We start from the raw sequence: 17,762 nt of genomic DNA, 5'->3' as shown, positions 1-17,762 counted from the left end.
GCCGTTTTGAACAGGGACAGGAATCGGCTTTTTTGTTATGTTTTCAGCGTGACGGTGAACACTAGGCCGTGCCGCAAGCACTGAGCAAAGCCGCAATCAGTTCGGGCTAATCCAAGCTTTGGGCGATCACCCGGATCTTCTTTTTTTCCCTAAAGCGCTCAATCCCCAGTTGGATCAATGTTTCAATCAACTCCGGGTAGGAGAGGCCTGCCTCCTTGAACAGCAGCGGATACATGCTGTACTCGGTGAATCCTGGCAGTGTGTTAATTTCGTTCAGATATAACTGATCTTCTTTCTCATTCCAAAAGAAGTCAACCCGGGCCAGACCGGTGCAATCTAAAGCCAGGAATGCTTCTTTGGCCAACTGGGCCATTTCGCTGGCCACCCGCTCAGGGATCCGGGCGGGAATAAACAGTTCAGCTCCGCCATCCTTATACTTGGATTCATAATCGTAAAACTCTGCCGAGCTGACAATCTCACCCACTACCGATGTTTGCAAATTGCCAGCATGATTGCCCAATACGCCAATCTCCACTTCCCGGCCATCAATAAACGCTTCGACAACCACTTTTTGATCAAATGCGGCTGCCTCAGCCAGAGCTTTCACCAGCTGCTTCTCGTTTTTGGCCTTATTGATGCCAACACTGGAACCCAGATTCGCCGGTTTAACAAAGACGGGGTATCCCAGCTGAGCTTCAATTTCTGTACAGACTGACTCCAATCTGTTGTCAATCTCTTGACGGGTATAGGCTAAATATTCTCCTTGCGGCAGATTGTGCAAAGCAAACATTCTTTTCATCATCACTTTATCCATACCCAAACTGGAACCCAGGACACCTGACCCTACATAAGGGACGTCGATCATCTCCAACAAGCCCTGCAAAGTACCGTCTTCCCCATACGGACCGTGAACGACCGGGAATACTATATCCACAGTTTCCTTCAGCTTTAACAGGTCCGGATGGCGGTTGGTGGCCAATCTGAGCTCGGCAACGGTGGAAGGCGGCTGTTGCAAACTCCCCCCTTCCACCCATAAGCCATCCAATTGGATATAGAGGGGAACCACTCTCCATTTATCATAATCAATAGCATGCAAAATAGAGAAAGCGGTGCGCAATGAAACTTCATGTTCACTTGACTTTCCTCCGTAAATCAAACCCAGTACCTGTTTGTCACTCATGTAGAATAACTCTCCTTTAGGCGGATTTATCTTATGTATATGCCTATGATTATATCATGTTTACTCTAAGGAGAGCATTCGTTTCTTACTGGTTATTTTCGTCGACCAGATTGACATAGATCTCCTCAACAGATGGGACCGCCTCTATCAAGCCACCCTCCAGCAACCAGTCAGCCGTCTCTTGCCAAGTCTCTTCTATTTGACTGCCGAAGGCTTCATCCCCCATTTCCATCTCTTGCTGAACATGGTCCGCATGCTTATTCATCAGTCGGCCACATCTTTCTGTAATAGGACATCTCCCAAAACAGATACTCGAAACGGGTCGTGTTTAAGAAGATTTCTTCCAGACGCTCCAGCTCCCTCTCTGGTTTGCCCTCTGCTTGCTCATCCAATAAATCGATGGTCCATTGAGCCAGTTCCCCAAACTCCTCACTGGCGTACATCTTGATCCAATCTCCGTAAAATTCATGCTCGCTGGCGCCAGGAATCCGATTGAGAGCCGGCCTATTTCATGGTAGCTCCACATGCAAGGCAACAGGCTGGCCACCAGTTCAGCCAGTGTCCCGTTTTGAGCCACATGAAGCATATAGTGGGTATAAGCCAGCGTCGTTGGGGCAGGCTGCGCCTGTTCCAGCTCTTGTTCGGAGATGCCGAACTTCTTGGCATACTGGCGATGTAAGTCCATTTCCACATTTAAGGTGGCATCCAGTAAACGGGCAAAGCGGCCCATGGTTGCCACATCATGAGCTTTGACCCAGGGCAAACAACTTGGCATAGTCAATCAGATAAAGATAATCTTGAATCATATAAAAACGGACTCCTTTCATGAGAGAAATAAAAAACCACTCCCAGGTAGGAGTGGTCAGTCAACATTCAAACAATAACACCGGCTTTTAGTAGAGCGGTTACAGGAACCATCAGCCATCGGGAAGGAACATCAAACAGCAAAGGACTGTTTTGGGCCATGTCTCCTCCCAGACAATATGTACGCCGGGCAACGCGATGCTGACGTGACTCCACTTCCCTACGCTAGTATTATCTAGGTCAGGTTCAAGGGTTGAGGCGGAAACCTCTCTCAGCCATTCAGCACCCCTAGTGGAGTAAAAACTATACTGTTATTAAGCTGTGGGTTTTTCGGTCATAACACATTTTGACCAGGGACTGTTCCCGTTGATTGTGGTACGATATGCCATTAATTTCAATGGTGACATCCGGATATAAGTACTCAGCTGACACCTGCCCATCCTCTTGATTCACCCGAACGTAAGTTTTGACATTGGCCGGGGCCCCCAGTCTTTTCACTTTAATCCGGTGTCCGGCTTCCAGTCTTCCCCCTCGAGCCACCCCGGTTCCGTCGATAATCAATATATCATGGGCGGCAAACAATGTAGAGTTGTAAACGCCCAACCCTTGGACACATATATTGCCGCTGGCCCGGACAGCAGAGTTATGGATATAGCGCGCACTGACGTGGTAAGCGCCCTGGCCCTGTCCGGCGATGTCCTCCATCAAAGCTTTTCCAGTACGGTATAAGTGCTCTATTTCATCCTTAGATTGTATTTTAAGCGGTCCCAGACCTGTCAGCTTTTCAATCAGAGAAGCAGCCCAGTGGGTGAGTTCCTGACTCGGATCGTTCCAATGCTTACATTCCTGCTCAAAGCGTTTAAGATAGGTTTCTAAATGCTTCAGCTTGGATTCAATTAACAACTTGACTACCCTGCCCAAACCGTTAGTTGTCTCAACCTGGTGCTTCACATCCAGGTGGGCACTTATTTGCTGCAGGCCTTTCCGGATGGTGTCCACTTGATCCACAATGGTTTTCATCCGCTCCAAAATGAGCTGCGCTTGGGATGCCTGTCCACCCGCTGTCACTTCGCTGCCAATGATGTTTTTTCTCACAGCGACATGTTGCCCAGCCACAATTTTTCCGTGGGTAACCGAGCCTTTAACCTCCACATTGCCAGTCGCCTCTATCATTAAACCCTCCAGCACATCCCCATGCACTGTTACGTCACCGTTAAACCGAATACTACCCTCTTCCAAAGTCAAATCTCCCTTAATCTCAAAAAGAGGATTTATTCTCACTTGCCCTTTGTTCAATTCCACTCTCCCATCCATCGTAGCCACAACAAAGCGGCCGTCCTCACTCAGCTTCACGCCCTGTCCCAGCCGGATGGGGATCTCTTTCCCATCGATGGCCGGGATCTCTTGTCCGAACACATTGATCCCGTTCGTTCCTTTTGATGGCGGCACAATTTCTATTACTTTATCTCCGATTTGAACACTTTCCACCTCATGCACGCCAAACCAATTAATACTCTCCTTTTCCTGCACTTCCACCCCTTCATTTGGGAGCGTCGTATAAAGTTTTTTAAATTGGGTTGGTTGACCGTCCTGCCTTTGCTTTCCTGTGGCTATGATGTAAGGCTCTGACCAGTAGGTTTCCTGTCTCAGCCAGTCATCGATACGCTGGGAACTGACGCCATACACAACTCCTTTCTGCTTCAGCCAGGTCACAAGCTCCTCCGTGGTGAAAGGCAACTGCTGACGGCGCTGCTCCTTAAAGCGGATCTCGCACCCATTGTGTCCAGAGCTGACCACCGGAATTAGCTCATAAGCCACGTCTTCAATTAACTGCAAGCTGGCCTCGAGGCCATTCTTGGAAATGTTCAGGTACACCCAATCGTCTAACTGTTGTGGATCATAAGGCAGCGTGACAACATCATCAGCAGTTAAAACACATCTTGCTTGTATCTTTGCTCCGTTTACCCGTAAGGCGACGTGGCTGGGCGGAAACAGGGTGACAGGTTGTTCGAAAAGACAGGGATCAATCCACAGGCAGTTCTCCTTCCAATGCACACTCTCTGTATTTTTATGATCAGTGTGAGCAAGCATCTCATACTCCCCCCCTCTGGTCAGAATAAACGGGCAGCCAGTCTTTGTTGAAGACATTACTTCAAGCTGTTAATTGACAGGTATGAAGTTTTGGCAAGCAAAAGTCATCCTTTAGGTTATTGTACCTACGCCTATTTTACCATGTTCACTTCCTTTTGCCCACTCTTCCAAACGATATAATCTATCAGCAGCCTGATAGCCACACCAATCGCTTCTTCTTTGGGTTCGAGCTGGGCATGGTGTAAACCAAAGGGACTGTCAACCCCCAGCCAAAACATAAACCCGGGGACCTCTTGCAAAAAGTAGCCGAAGTCCTCACCTGTCATCGCCTCTTTACATTCGATTAAACGCACTTGTTCCAGGGTGCGGGCCCAGCTCATAAATTGACGTGTGAGTGAAGGATCATTGTACACCTGGCAATAGTTGGCCCCGTAATCGAGAGCCGTTGTACATTCAAACCCGGCTTCGATGCCTTTAAGCAGCGCTTCGATGCGTCCTTTCACCTTAGCCATTGAGTCCATGGAAAGGGTGCGAATCGTTCCTTCCACCCGTGCTGTCTCAGCAATAATGTTTTGTTTGTCTCCGCCTGTAATTTTGCCAATGGTAATAACCGCTGAATCAAGGGGATCAATATTGCGGGAGACGACCGACTGCAACTGGGTCACAAAATGACTGGCCGCCACCACCATATCATTGGCCAGATGGGGATAAGCAGCATGGCCTCCCCGTCCGGTAAAATCAATAAACAATTCTGACGTATTGGCAAACAGGATCCCTTCTTTGGTGGCAATGGTGCCCACCGGATATTCAGGGGCGATATGCAAGGCGATCATCAGGTCCGGTTTCCAGGCCTGAAACGCCTGACTCTCCAGCATGGGCCGGGCTCCCCCCGGTCCCTCTTCAGCGGGCTGGAAGATCACCAACACATCATCATCAATGGGTTGATGGGCAAAATGGGTCACCAAACCGAGGGCAATGGCCATGTGCAGATCATGACCGCAAGCGTGCATATAGCCCGGGTGTTGCGACTGAAACGGATATGTGGTCTGTTCCTTAATCGGCAGACCGTCCATATCTGTTCGATAGCCAATGATTCGGCGGGGCTGTTTACCCTTGATTTTGACCAGAATACCTGTTCTCCACGTTTTGATTTCCAAATGTTCACCAGGCAACTGGTTCAAGTAATCCAGCACGTATCGCTGGGTTTTAAACTCTTGAAAGCCTGGTTCCGGAATTTGATGCAGATCACGCCGTATCTGAATAAATTTAGTGAAATCCATCTTTACCTGCTCCTTTGCGGTTCTCAAACTTATATAAAGAGGGCCTTTCCCTTTTTCAATCTCAAGGGAAAGGCGGCGGAAAGCGATACGATCATTTTATTTTTCTTCTGTTGTCTATTCTTCTTTCAGTTGTCTTAATTCCTGTTTAATTTCAGTTTTGGCTTTTGTCTGCTCATCAATTTGTTTAATGATACGGGCCGGTGTGCCAGCCACAACAACATTTTCAGGAACATCCTCGGTCACAACAGCTCCGGCTGCCACCACGGAACCTTTGCCTACACGCACCCCTTCAAGAATAACGGCATTGGCTCCAACGACCACATCATCTTCGATGACGACTGGCTTAGCCGAAGGAGGCTCAATCACACCTGCAATGACGGCACCAGCCCCAATGTGACAATTTTTTCCGATGGTTCCGCGGCCTCCGATTACCGCGTTCATGTCCACCATTGTGCCCTCTCCGATGACGGCGCCAATGTTAATCGTGGCCCCCATCATGATCACAGCATTTTTACCGATTTCAACCTGGTCCCGGATAATGGCACCAGGCTCAATACGGGCGTGAATATGCTTGAGATCCAAAAGCGGAATGGCCGAGTTGCGGCGGTCATTTTCAACAACAAAGTCTTCAATTTTGTCTTCATTGGCCTGGATGGCAGCTTGAATCTCTTTCCACTCCCCAAATAAGACACCTACATTGCCAGTAATGAACGCTTTTGTTTTCTCCCCAAAATTAATGCCTTCCAGATCTCCCTTAATATGTACCTTAACAGGTGTTGTTTTTTCACTGTTTTGGATATAGCTAATAATTTCATTCGCATCCATCATTTTCATGGTTATGGCCTCCTTGCTTGGTCTTGTCACAGAATCTCTCTTCCATTATAGAGTTTAACAAACGAATTGACAAAGGATATTATTAATATTGCTTCGGCATGTACACAATTTTTAAAATTAACGTTATAATCTCTCGTATGTTTAAACCCTCATCAACCATTGCTTTATGCACAGAAACCCCTCCTGTTAGATGAATAAAACAGCCTCTCTTTAATGTCATCGTCATCTTAACAGGAGGGGGCCTGTTTGCGATATGAACTTAGTTACATCCGCTTAATGGTTGATGCGGCTAACGCCCCTTAAATTGCGGCTTACGCTTTTCACTGAATGCCCGTAAGGCTTCCAGCCGGTCTTCTGTCGGTATAAGCACTTCATACGCCTTGGATTCAATAGCCATGCCGGTGGCACGGTCTACATCGAACCCATGATCAATGGCATGTTTTGCTTGAATGACAGCAAGTGGTGCCATGTCTTCCAGCTGTGACGCTTGTTCCAAAGCCAGGCTCCACACATCGTCACTGACCCCATTTAACAGGCCGATCCGTTCCCCTTCTCTAGCATCAAACCGCTTGGCCATCAGAATCAGTTCTTTGGCTTTTGCTTTCCCGATCAGTTTAGGCAAGCGAATGGTTCCTCCAGCTCCAGGAATAATGCCTAGACTAACTTCTGTTAATCCCAGTTTCGTTTCGGTTTGGGCATATCGGAAGTCACAAGCGAGTGACAATTCAAGTCCCCCGCCGAATGCATAACCGTGAAGCACCGCCAGTGTCGGCTGCGGCAGTGCTTCCAACTGGTCGCACACAGTACGGATTTTATACACATTTCGCCGGACTTCGTCCTCAGTCAAACTTTTGCGCTCTTTAAGATCAGCTCCGACGCAAAATGCCTTTCCTTCCCCACGCAGCAGAACACAGCGGACACTGCGATCGGTGTGAAGCTGTTCCAGTACCTCTCCCAGCTCGCATAAAGTTTGATAATTTAAGGCATTTAGTTGGTCTGGCCGGTTTAAATTGATAACCGCTTTGGCCCCCTCTTTTTCCACTCTGATACATTCCATACGTTTCTCTCCTTTCCCGTGATCATACAACAACTATTAATAATTCTATTCTAAGTATTCTATCTCTTATATCTTAATTCCTGCCCGATCATTTTCTAGGGAGGAGCAAAAAGCCACCCTTGAGACGGACTAACGTAAATGGGCAATTAACTGGACAGGATCTTCAATCAGCTGTTTCATGCGGTTCGTAAATTGCACCGCTGTGACACCATCGGCCACCCGATGGTCAAACGACATAGAAAAGTTCATCATGGAGCGAATCACAATCTCCTTGTTACGGACAACGGGCATGTCTTCCAGCTGGTGAAAGGCGATCAGCGCCACTTCCGGGTGGTTGATGATCGGTGTAGCCAGCATGCCTCCAATAGGGCCGACATTGCTGATGGTAAAGGTTCCGTCCTTGATATCTTGTGCTGTTAATTGATTGTGTTGGGCTTTCCGTGTCAGTTCTTTCATGCGTGTGTTAATCTCGACGATGCTGAGCCGGTCCGCATGCTTCAAGACGGGGACAATTAATCCTTCCTCGGTATGAACAGCCACACCGATGTTAATGTCAGACTCTAGGATGATCTCCTCCTTCGGCTCGTCAAGTTTGGCGTTAAAAATTGGGAATTCTCTCAAACTGACGGCCAAGGCCTTAATGACAAAAGCCATAATGGAGAGACGAGGTGCTTGTTCATTACCCTGTTCAGTGAGTGTCTGTTGCATCCGTTCTCTCAAATCAAGGAGCTGGGTCATATCCAGCTTATCAAAATGGGTCACATGGGGGATAGTGAACATGGATTGCACCATTTTCTGCCCGATCTGCTTGCGCCGCCCCCGGTAGGGGAGACGGCGGGGTTCACCTGCTTGATTTATGACAGGTTGTTCAACCTTTTGCTCTTCAATGGATGATACCGCCGCCGTGGCTGTGTCCATGGCTGCTGTGTCTTGTGTCCCCATCTCCCCCCCAGACTCTCTTCTGACATAATTCAGCACATCCTCTACAGTGATGCGCCCATCTTTCCCTGTACCAGGGACACGCTCAATTTGCACGCCGTGATCGCGGGCCACTTTGCGAGTATAAGGCGCAGCCATCACATTGCGCAATTTGCGCACCTGTGTCTGATAAGAGTAGGCTTGACTGCCTTGTTTATTTTCCTTTCCTGCTTTGCTAGGGTGACCCGCCTCGATAAAAGGTTCAGTTGAAGATGTTTCTCCTTGCTCCGTGCTTGTATCCTGATCATCAATTTTTAATATGACACTGCCCACTTCCACGACTTGCCCTTCCTCGACTAAAATTTCCGCCACCTTGCCCCTGACAGGCGCTGGCAGTTCAGCGGTGACTTTATCCGTCTGAACCTCTAAAACAGGCTTGTCAACCTCAACCGTCTCTCCCACTTTGACTAGAATTTGGACGATTTCACCCTCGGTCATGCCTTCTCCAATGTCAGCTAATTTCATTTCATACATTGTTCATCACCTCTAACAAAAGGTCCCAATCTTTTGGCAGCTGCCTGAACCGGTATAGGATCTTTCATCCGTTGATTCATTGATTTAAAACCCCATCACACGTTCTATACCATCAGCAATGCGTGCAACACTTGGCAAATAATCGTCTTCAAGACTGAACAGCGGAACAGGAACATCGTAGCCTGTCACCCGTTCAATCGGCGCACGCAGGTAAAGCAGTGCTTCGTCATTAATCAGTGAGATCAGCTCGGTACCGACGCCGCCTGTGCGCTGGGCTTCATGGACAATCACCACTCTGCCTGTTTTTTGCACAGATTGGACGATCGTCTCCCTGTCTAAGGGATACAGGGTGCGTAAATCGATCACATCCGCTGTATATCTTTTTTCCTTTTCCATTTTCTGTGCTGCTTCCAGTGTGGGCTTGACCATATTGCCCCAGGCGATCAGGGTGATATCCTCTCCCTCTTGGACGAGATTGGCCTTTCCGAGTGCAACCGTATATTTTCCGGTAGGCACCTCACGGCGTTCAGACCGGTAGCTTTTCATGGGCTCGAGAAATATGACTGGATCAGGGTCCTCAATACTGGCTATTAAGAGTCCCTTGGCGTCATAAGGATTGGATGGCACGACGACCTTGATCCCTGGTGTGTGAAAGAAATACGCCTCCACACTATCCGAATGAAGTTCAGGTGCGCGAATCCCGGCTCCGTACGGGGCACGGATGACCAGGGGGACGGTATACCTTCCACTGGTACGGGTCCGAATGCGAGCCGCATGAGCGACAATTTGTTCAAATCCAGGGTAAATAAAACCTAAGAATTGAATTTCAGCAACGGGCCGAAATCCGTTAAGGGCCAGGCCGATACTGGTTCCGATAATCCCCGCTTCAGCAAGGGGCGTGTCAATGACACGCTGGTCACCAAACTCGGCCAGAAGACCATCGGTGGCGCGAAAAACACCGCCGTTTTTTCCGACATCCTCACCTAAGACGATCACAGATGGGTCTTCATTCATCATTGTTTTGAGGCCATCCGTCACGGCTTGAACCAAGGTGAGTTTCGTGCTTTTTTCAATCCTGTCCCGTAATGGTTTATCATGCTGCAAGAGGTTCATGCCCATGCTCCAATACCCCCCGTTATTTGAGTAATGATTGACAATACTGCCTTTGCTCACGGATGTTCCAAGTGGGGACGGCAAAGACATGATCAAACATGTGGGTCACATCCGCTTTGGGATAACTCTCTATCTCCCGGACTGCTTGCTCGATTTCCTGTTGCAACGTCTGATGTAGTGATTCGGCCCATGTGTCGTCCCAGTCTCCTTGTCCCCTCAACAATTTCTCAAGGCGGAGCAGTGGATCATACTTTCTTCTTTCCTCACTCTGTTTTTGATCCCGGTATTTCGTTGGATCATCGGCAGTGGTATGGGCCCCGTATCGCCATGTCACAGCTTCAATCAAAGTGGGTTCTTGCTCATCTCTTGCTCTTTGAGCAGCCATTTTGGTCGCATGATAGACGGCGAGACAGTCATTTCCGTCCACACGTACCCCGGCCATATCATACGCCAAAGCCTTCTGCGCAATCGTTTTGCTCCGCATCTGGCGTTCAACTGGCACACTAATGGCATAGCCGTTATTTTGACAGAAGAAAATCACCGGGACATCAAAGACACTGGCAAAGTTAAGTCCTTCATGAAAATCACCTTCACTCGTCGCTCCGTCCCCAAAGTAAGCCAGAGCCACTTGAGCCGTTCCCTTCATTTTTTCCGCCCAAGCTGCTCCCACTGCATGAAGAATTTGAGTGGCAATCGGAACAGCCGGAGGAAAAATATGCTTTCCTTGTGGAGGAATGCAACCTTCAAAACGACCAGCCCAGTACAACAAGACGTGAACCATGGAATGGCCGAAGGTCAGGGTGGCGGCATGATCACGATAGGTAGGAAAGATCCAGTCTTTTTCATCGAGTGCCATGGCACTGCCAATTTGAGCCGCTTCTTGCCCTTCAAAAGGGGCATATGTGCCAATCCTGCCCTGACGTTGAAGATTAACCGCTTTACGGTCAAATAAACGCGCCCGGAGAACATGCTTATACATGCGTCTGACAAGTTCAGCATTATAAATGCGCTCGCCATCATCTGTTAATTCCCCTTCCGGCGTGACCAGCTGATATATGGGGAAGTTTTCCTCTTGACGCTTGGCCTCTAGCGATAGCTGCTGAGTGATAAACCCTTCCATCTTAGCGTCTCACCTTCCATTTTGGTCTTTGTTGATGAGTGTAAAAGCTATTGAAACGCGCACGTTTTTGTAACCGTTCCTCAACAAATTGATTGGCGGCGCTCACAGTTGAAAACGCTTTCTTTTCAGAGTTTTTAAAAATTTGGAAAAGAGTATCATAAATAGCTTTGGTCTTTTGCATCACCCGTTCTTTGTTCGGTCCGTATAATTCATCCGACACCTGGATTAATCCGCCAGCATTGACAATATAATCAGGAGCATAAAGGATCGATTTTTCATGTAATATCTGCCCATGCCGGTCCTCCAACAACTGATTATTTGCTGCTCCACATACTGCTTTAACCTTTAACTGTTCAATGGTCGTATCATTTATAATGCCGCCGATGGCACAAGGAACGAAAATATCAGCCTGGACAGCGTATATATCATCACCAGCCACCACTTCCATTGTTCCAGGTAAATCCTGTGCTTTTTCCCGCAAGAGAGCGGTCACCTCTTCCGATATATCCGTCACCACGACTTGGGCTCCAATTTTTAATAGATGTTCAGCCACTTTAAAGCCTACTTTGCCTAATCCTTGAATGGCAAAGATGCGCTGACTTAAGTCCTCTGTCCCCCATAAAAACTGACAGACGGCTTTTAATCCTTGAACAACGCCCAATGCAGTCGGTATAGAAGAATCCCCATGACCCCCATACGCTTCCGGTAAACCGACAATATAGTCGGTTTCTTTATAGGCATGGACAAAATCATCGGGGGTGGTACCCATATCTGTGCCGGTATAGAATCGTCCATTCAAGCTATGGACAAATTGACCGAAAGCACGGAACAACTCGGGTGACTTATCTTTCAGAGGATCTCCGATGATGACCGCTTTGCCACCTCCAAAGTCGACATCAGCAGCCGCACATTTGTAGGTCATCCCCTTGGCCAGGCGCAAGACATCTACCAAGGCCTCTTCCTCATTTTTATAAGGCAACATGCGACAGCCGCCTAAAGCGGGACCAAGCGTGGTGTTATGAATAGCAATAATCGCTTTTAACCCGCTATGAGGGTCCTGACAAAAGACGACCTGTTCATGTTCTTTCATAAGTTCAAAGGTCAACATGCTCATGCTCCTCCTTTAAAGAGCCGCTCCAATGCGATTTGTGCTTCGTCCATCATTCGCTCTAAGAGTTCCGCCACTGAGACAATGTCGTTAATGGCGCCGCTAATCTGTCCCGCATTCACATGTCCTTTCTCCAGCAACCCTTCGATTGCGCCACGATGATGACTGTCCTCATCGGTTTTGGACAGAAAAGCTTCCAAGGACAGCCCTTTGTTCTCCTGTTCATGTAAGACCCGGGCATAGGGGGTGTTGAGCAAGCGGGTCACCAAACCATACCGTCTTCCAACCACAATGGTATCTTCGTCAGTAGCAGAAAGGATCGCCTGTTGATAATTCACATGAACATAAGCTTCCTTTGTGGCTATCAGCCGTGTTCCCAGCTGGACACCTTTGGCTCCCAAGGCCAAAGATGCCAATAAGCCCCGTCCATCGCCAATCCCCCCAGCCGCAATGACCGGACATTGAACGTGCTGTGTGATTTGGGGAATAAGGGTCATTGTCGTTAATTCTCGAGAGGAGTTTTTACCAGCCGCTTCAAAACCCTCTGCCACGATAAGATCTGCTCCGGCTGCTTCAGCCTTTTGCGCTTGTTTAACCGTAGCCACAACAACCAAGACCTTGATCCCTGCCTCTTTCAATTTTGGTATCCAAGGTTTCGGGTTGCCGGCAGAAAGAGACACCACGGGGACCTGATAGTCAATTAACAGATCCATGAGTTTTTCCAAGTCCGGTTGGACGCTGAGAGGGACATTGACACCAAAGTCAATGCCCTCATCCAGTTCCTCTTTAACCTTTTGCAGCTTCTGCTCCACTTCTGTGGATGATAAGGATCCTGCTCCAATCTGCCCTAACCCACCCGCTCTGGATACGGCAACACAAAGCTCAGGCGGAGAAATATTTCCCATTCCCCCCTGAATGATCGGGTATTTTAATGTCAGTGGTTTAAGTTGTGCTGCTAGTTTAGCTGTCCAGTTCATAATCATAAAACCCCCTACCAGCTGAAATGCCCCAATGACCTGCCAGCACTTTCTTGCGAAGAAGTGGTGCCGGACGGTAGCGGTCATCACCCAGGTCCCGCTGAAGACCTTCCAGTATCCAGAGTATATGTGGGAGTCCGATCCGATCGGCCCATTCCAGAGGGCCAAATGGATAATTGGTCCCTTTCTTCATCGCTACATCAATATCAGATGCCGTGGCCACTTCTTCCCCCAGTGCATGTGCGGCTTCATTGATAATCAAAGCCAGCGTCCGTGGAAAAACACCCCCGACCTCATCATTGACCGGTTCCACTTGTTTCCCAAATCGTTGTAATTGCTCCAGCACCTGATCAAAGGTGTCGCTGTCGGTTTGCAGCGCTTTAGACACTTCCATGACTGCCATCTCATCAAACTGAAGCGGATGAAAGCCGATGATACGCTCAGGTGCCTGTACCCAGTTGGCCAATTCCGTGGCACTGTGCAGAAGGATGGAGCTAAAGATTGGAACAAAAGCAGGAAACAATTGATCTATATCACGGATCAGAGATTGTTTTCGTTCTGTGGGCCCCGTTAATGTATCAAAGACAAACAGCACCCCCTCATGGTCAACAGCCTCGGATGGTGATTCCTGCCCACATGCTTCCTGTGTCATGAGGCAAACTTCAACTCCCCGTTTTTCCCACCATTTTTGGAGCAAATCATTAAATCTCTGCTCGCCGACGATGACAACTTTCTTCTTACTCATAATGATAGAACCCCTTTCCTGTCTTCCGTCCCAGGCGGTTACTCTTGACCATTTGCTCCTGGATCGGCGAGGGACGAAAACGAGGGTCTTGGTGGAATGCTTCATATAACGAACATGTCGTGGCAAAGTTGATATCAATCCCAATTAAATCTTGCAGTTCAAACGGACCCATCTTAAATCCCGCTCCTCTTAAGATGCGGTCAATTTGTTCAAAAGAGGCCACCTTTTCCCCGTAGATTTTCAATGCTTCATTATAGTAAGGACGGGCCACACGGTTGACGATAAACCCTGGTGTATCTATGGCGCGCACCGGTGTTTTACCCAAATCGGCAAGGAGCTGGATCACTTGTTCCACAATCCCCCCGTCCGTTTCCATTCCCTCAATCACTTCAACCAGGGGCATGATCGGTGCAGGATTAAAGAAATGCATTCCTAACAACCGTTCGGGGAAAGGGATGGTACTGGCCATCTCCGATATGGACAACGAGGAAGTATTGGAGGCAAAGATGGTTGAGTGATCATACGCCTCTGCTAATTGACGGAAAAGCTTTTTTTTGACCTCCATGTTTTCCACGACGGCTTCGATCACCAGCTTCCCCCGGTGTCCGGTGAGAGAAGATGAACAAGTTAACTGTCTCAGTTGTTGATTTGTAAATCCCTCAGGCAGTTTCCCCTTCTCTTCAAGGCGAAAAAGCCGTTTTTCTATCTCTTCGCTGGCTTGTGCCAGTATATCTTTAGAAAGATCAATGAGTGTAACAGGGATGGCAGACTGCAAAAAGAACTGAGCAATCCCCCTGCCCATCGTTCCGGCTCCGACAACGATCAATCCTTCTTTCATGAGTCTGTCTTTTAAGTTCATCATGCTTACTTCCCTTCGAAGCGAGGTTGTCGCTTTTCTATAAAGGCTTTAACGCCTTCTTGATGATCCGCCGTTTGGCCCGCGATCCTTTGGGCATACGCTTCGTATTCCAACGCTTGCTCCAGTGTGCTGGTTAACCCCTGATACATGGTTCGCTTGATCAGCCCAATGGCCTTCGTGGGCATTTGGGCCAGACGTTGGGCAAAGGCCAGAGCCTCAGCTTGCAATTGGTCCGGCTCGGTCACTAGACGGACCAATCCCAGTTCCAATGCTTCCTGGGCCGTTACCTTTTCACCAAGGATGGCCAGCTCCAGTGCTTTCCCTAAGCCAACGAGACGGGGAAGGAAATAGCAGCTTCCCGAGTCAGGCACCAGGCCAATATGGATAAAAGCCTCAATAAAACTGGCCTTACTAGAGGCGATGCGAAAATCACAAGCGAGGGCAAGACTGCATCCTGCACCAGCTGCAGCACCGTTCACTGCGGCAATCACCGGCTTCTCTGACTGATGGATAGCCATGATCATCGGATTATACCGTTTGCGAAGAAACTCACCATGATCAACCGCTTGATCTCCACTGACACTTGCCAAATCTTCACCAGCACAAAACGCCCGTCCGGCCCCAGTAATGATTAAAGCGCGGATGGATGGATCTTGGCCTGCCTGCTGGCAAGCCTTCATGATTTCTTCATTCATCTGTTCCGTAAATGCATTTAATTTATCGGGACGGTTGAGCGTCAGGATGGCAACGTTCTCCTGTACCTCGAATATGATTGTTTCAAACACCGCTTTCACCTATCTTCCCTTAAAAGATGGTTTGCGTTTTTCCTGAAAGGCTTTCATACCCTCTCTGCAATCCTCAGTTCCAAAGCACATATAGAAGGCATTACGTTCAAAATCCATGCCGACTTGTGTAGGCGTGTCCAATGCCTTATATACGGCTTCTTTAATCAACGTGGCTGCCACCGGCGCTTTATGGGCAATCTCTAAAGCCAGCTTTTTTGCTTCCTCTAAAACAAGCTCATCCGGGACCACCTTGGTGACCAAACCACACTCATACGCCTCCTGGGCGGTAAAAGAACGCCCCGTTAATAAATACGCCATCGCTCGGGCTTTGCCCATTGCTTTTACCAGACGCTGAGCTCCTCCTGCTCCGGGCATGGCTCCCAGATTAATTTCCGGTTGCCCAAAAACCGCTTTTTCCGAGGCAATAATCAGATCACAGCTCATGGCTAATTCACAGCCTCCACCCAATGCATAACCTTGTACTGCTGCAATCAGCGGTTTGGTGAATCGGGGAATCAGATCCCATAACATAAACTGATTTCTCATCTTCATCTCAGCTAGTGATACACCGGCCATTTCATCTATATCTGCTCCTGCGGCAAAGGCTTTGTGATTCCCGGTCAAAATAATGCACCGCACATCCTGATCTGCCTGCAATTGTTTCAGCTGCTCAACCAATTCATCCATTAAAGCCAAGTTAAGCGCGTTAAGGACATGCGGCCGGTTAAGTTGCAACACGGCCACAGGTCCTTCCATTTTCTTCACAATGAGGGGCTCGCTCATCACTATCCTCCTATTCTTCTGTCACTTCACCCAGCATCATCGTCACGAGATTGCCGGCAAAACCCATCAAATCTTTTGCCGCTGCTTTGCCTTCAGCAGATGCCATGGCTGCATTTAACGCTTCCTTTGATTCAAAATACATCTCAGCCAGCAGATAGTAAGGGCTTTCTCCCATTGGAGCACCATAAATCTTTGTCACTTCTAGCTTTTTAAGGCCAGGCATCTTTCTAGCCAGGGGAGCATGAACATTCCCATAATGCTCATCAAACGCTTGTGGGTTTTCAGGTTTCTTATACAGGGCAATTAACTTAACCATTTTTTATACCTCCTGATTTTTATATAAAATTTTTGATATAAAAGATTCACGTTAACCTCTCTCCACAATGGTGGCAATTCCCTGCCCAACCCCAATACACATGGTTGCCAGTCCACGCTTCACCCCACTACGGTTCATCTCATAGAGGAGGGTCGTCAAGATACGCGCCCCGCTGGCCCCTAGGGGATGTCCCAAAGCAATGGCGCCCCCATTCACGTTGACGATTTCCTGGTCCACTTCCAACTGACGAATACAAGCCAAGGCCTGGGCAGCAAACGCTTCATTCAATTCGATCAGCTCTATATCTTCAATATTAAACCCGGCGCGTTTTAATGCTTTTTGAGTGGCAGGAACGGGACCAATACCCATAATATTGGGTTCAACACCCGCAACAGCAGAAGTAACATAGCGTGCCAAAGGCTTATACCCTAACTCTTCTGCTTTTTCAGCATCCATCAGAATCAGAGCCGCGGCCCCGTCATTGATGCCTGAGGCATTACCCGCTGTCACGGTTCCATTGGGGAACAACGGTTTGAGACCCGCCAGCTTTTCTAGGGTGGTGGTGGGACGGGGATGTTCATCTTCAGCCACCACAGTTTGGTTTCCCTTCCGGTCGGTTAGCGTGATCGGAACAAGTTCATCTTTAAATTTTCCTGCTTCATGAGCCTGTCTATAGCGCATCTGACTCCGGAAGGCAAAGGCATCCTGATCCTCCCGGCTGATCCCAAAGCGCTTGGCAACCTCTTCTGCTGTCTCAGGCATAGAGAGTGTGCCATATTGTTCGTCCATGAGCGGATTGATAAACCGCCAACCGATTGTCGTGTCAAATAATTCATGATTGCCGCGGGGAAACTCCGTATCCGGTTTAGCCATGACCAGCGGGGCCCGCGTCATACTTTCAACCCCGCCGGCAATATAGATCTCTCCCTCACCTGCTTTGATGGCCCGGGCCGCTTGGTTAACGGCATCCAAACCCGATCCGCATAAACGGTTCACGGTGCTGCCGCCCACTTCTTGGGGAAGACCGGCCAATAAGAGTGCCATGCGGGCCACGTTACGGTTATCTTCTCCCGCCTGGTTGGCACAGCCCATGATGACATCATCAATTTCCTCGGTCGGCAACTGTGGATTACGATCGATCAAGGCCTTGATCACGTGTGCAGCCAAATCGTCGGGGCGCACTGATTTAAGTGCCCCCTTATAACGTCCAATTGGCGTTCTCACCGCATCGACAATGACAACCTCTTTCACAATCGAT

The 17,762-nt window shown here is 48.6% G+C and carries 17 protein-coding genes, 1 pseudogene and 1 riboswitch; all 18 genes and pseudogenes read right to left on the bottom strand.

The features are described 5' to 3' along the window. Nucleotides 1-106: 106 nt before the first annotated feature. A complete protein-coding gene (locus tag J2S00_RS08700; protein WP_307338229.1) occupies nucleotides 107-1,180 on the bottom strand; it encodes a D-alanine--D-alanine ligase family protein in 1,074 nt (357 codons plus the stop codon). 85 nt (nucleotides 1,181-1,265) lie between these two features. Then, entirely contained in the window at nucleotides 1,266-1,445 is a 180-nt protein-coding gene (locus J2S00_RS08695) for a hypothetical protein (RefSeq protein ID WP_307338224.1), read from the bottom strand. Then, a pseudogene (gene tenA / locus J2S00_RS08690) lies at nucleotides 1,438-1,995 on the bottom strand (thiaminase II); the annotation flags it as partial. The gene J2S00_RS08695 and the pseudogene tenA, both read right to left, overlap by 8 nt. A 189-nt stretch (nucleotides 1,996-2,184) precedes the next feature. Continuing rightward, nucleotides 2,185-2,284: riboswitch (TPP riboswitch) on the bottom strand. A gap of 3 nt (nucleotides 2,285-2,287) precedes the next feature. Beyond that, nucleotides 2,288-4,075 (bottom strand): flagellar assembly protein A, encoded by a 1,788-nt coding sequence (locus J2S00_RS08685; protein ID WP_307338222.1) that lies wholly within the window; start codon nucleotides 4,073-4,075, stop codon nucleotides 2,288-2,290. Nucleotides 4,076-4,206: 131 nt separating this feature from the next. Next, nucleotides 4,207-5,355, bottom strand: a complete 1,149-nt coding sequence (locus J2S00_RS08680; RefSeq protein ID WP_307338219.1) for an N-acetyldiaminopimelate deacetylase — start codon at nucleotides 5,353-5,355, stop codon at nucleotides 4,207-4,209. 114 nt (nucleotides 5,356-5,469) lie between these two features. Continuing rightward, nucleotides 5,470-6,189 (bottom strand): 2,3,4,5-tetrahydropyridine-2,6-dicarboxylate N-acetyltransferase, encoded by a 720-nt coding sequence (gene dapD, locus J2S00_RS08675; protein WP_307338216.1) that lies wholly within the window; start codon nucleotides 6,187-6,189, stop codon nucleotides 5,470-5,472. Nucleotides 6,190-6,478: 289 nt separating this feature from the next. After that, on the bottom strand, nucleotides 6,479-7,246 hold the full coding sequence (locus tag J2S00_RS08670; protein WP_307338213.1) for an enoyl-CoA hydratase-related protein: 768 nt from the start codon (nucleotides 7,244-7,246) through the stop codon (nucleotides 6,479-6,481). A 129-nt stretch (nucleotides 7,247-7,375) separates the two neighbouring features. Then, nucleotides 7,376-8,698: a dihydrolipoamide acetyltransferase family protein gene (locus J2S00_RS08665; RefSeq protein ID WP_307338210.1), complete on the bottom strand. Its 1,323-nt coding sequence runs from the start codon at nucleotides 8,696-8,698 to the stop codon at nucleotides 7,376-7,378. Between the two features lie 84 nt (nucleotides 8,699-8,782). Beyond that, on the bottom strand, nucleotides 8,783-9,817 hold the full coding sequence (locus J2S00_RS08660; RefSeq protein WP_370875853.1) for an alpha-ketoacid dehydrogenase subunit beta: 1,035 nt from the start codon (nucleotides 9,815-9,817) through the stop codon (nucleotides 8,783-8,785). 16 nt (nucleotides 9,818-9,833) lie between these two features. Further along, on the bottom strand, nucleotides 9,834-10,931 hold the full coding sequence (pdhA, locus tag J2S00_RS08655; RefSeq protein ID WP_307338207.1) for a pyruvate dehydrogenase (acetyl-transferring) E1 component subunit alpha: 1,098 nt from the start codon (nucleotides 10,929-10,931) through the stop codon (nucleotides 9,834-9,836). Nucleotide 10,932: 1 nt separating this feature from the next. Beyond that, nucleotides 10,933-12,045 carry a Leu/Phe/Val dehydrogenase gene (locus tag J2S00_RS08650; protein ID WP_370875852.1) on the bottom strand — a complete coding sequence of 371 codons (1,113 nt, stop codon included), beginning with the start codon at nucleotides 12,043-12,045 and terminating at the stop codon, nucleotides 10,933-10,935. Further along, nucleotides 12,042-13,016 (bottom strand): NAD(P)H-dependent flavin oxidoreductase, encoded by a 975-nt coding sequence (locus J2S00_RS08645; RefSeq protein WP_307338201.1) that lies wholly within the window; start codon nucleotides 13,014-13,016, stop codon nucleotides 12,042-12,044. Before J2S00_RS08645 ends, J2S00_RS08650 begins: the two co-directional genes overlap by 4 nt. After that, nucleotides 13,000-13,761 carry a 3-hydroxyacyl-CoA dehydrogenase family protein gene (locus tag J2S00_RS08640; protein ID WP_307338198.1) on the bottom strand — a complete coding sequence of 254 codons (762 nt, stop codon included), beginning with the start codon at nucleotides 13,759-13,761 and terminating at the stop codon, nucleotides 13,000-13,002. The genes J2S00_RS08645 and J2S00_RS08640 overlap by 17 nt, the downstream gene beginning before the upstream one ends. After that, a complete protein-coding gene (locus J2S00_RS08635) occupies nucleotides 13,754-14,620 on the bottom strand; it encodes a 3-hydroxyacyl-CoA dehydrogenase NAD-binding domain-containing protein (RefSeq protein ID WP_307338195.1) in 867 nt (288 codons plus the stop codon). Before J2S00_RS08635 ends, J2S00_RS08640 begins: the two co-directional genes overlap by 8 nt. A 5-nt stretch (nucleotides 14,621-14,625) precedes the next feature. Beyond that, the gene (locus J2S00_RS08630) at nucleotides 14,626-15,405 is read right to left on the bottom strand and encodes an enoyl-CoA hydratase-related protein (RefSeq protein WP_307338385.1); all 780 of its coding nucleotides are present in this window, start codon (nucleotides 15,403-15,405) and stop codon (nucleotides 14,626-14,628) included. A gap of 9 nt (nucleotides 15,406-15,414) precedes the next feature. Beyond that, nucleotides 15,415-16,188, bottom strand: a complete 774-nt coding sequence (locus J2S00_RS08625) for an enoyl-CoA hydratase-related protein (RefSeq protein WP_307338192.1) — start codon at nucleotides 16,186-16,188, stop codon at nucleotides 15,415-15,417. 10 nt (nucleotides 16,189-16,198) lie between these two features. Continuing rightward, a complete protein-coding gene (locus J2S00_RS08620; protein WP_307338188.1) occupies nucleotides 16,199-16,504 on the bottom strand; it encodes an EthD family reductase in 306 nt (101 codons plus the stop codon). Nucleotides 16,505-16,555: 51 nt separating this feature from the next. After that, the gene (pcaF, locus tag J2S00_RS08615; RefSeq protein ID WP_307338380.1) at nucleotides 16,556-17,758 is read right to left on the bottom strand and encodes a 3-oxoadipyl-CoA thiolase; all 1,203 of its coding nucleotides are present in this window, start codon (nucleotides 17,756-17,758) and stop codon (nucleotides 16,556-16,558) included. Nucleotides 17,759-17,762: the final 4 nt, after the last annotated feature.

The sequence above is a fragment of the Caldalkalibacillus uzonensis genome, from assembly GCF_030814135.1.
In the GTDB taxonomy this organism is placed as follows: domain Bacteria; phylum Bacillota; class Bacilli; order Caldalkalibacillales; family Caldalkalibacillaceae; genus Caldalkalibacillus; species Caldalkalibacillus uzonensis.
This window is presented reverse-complemented; position numbering and strand designations above follow the sequence as displayed.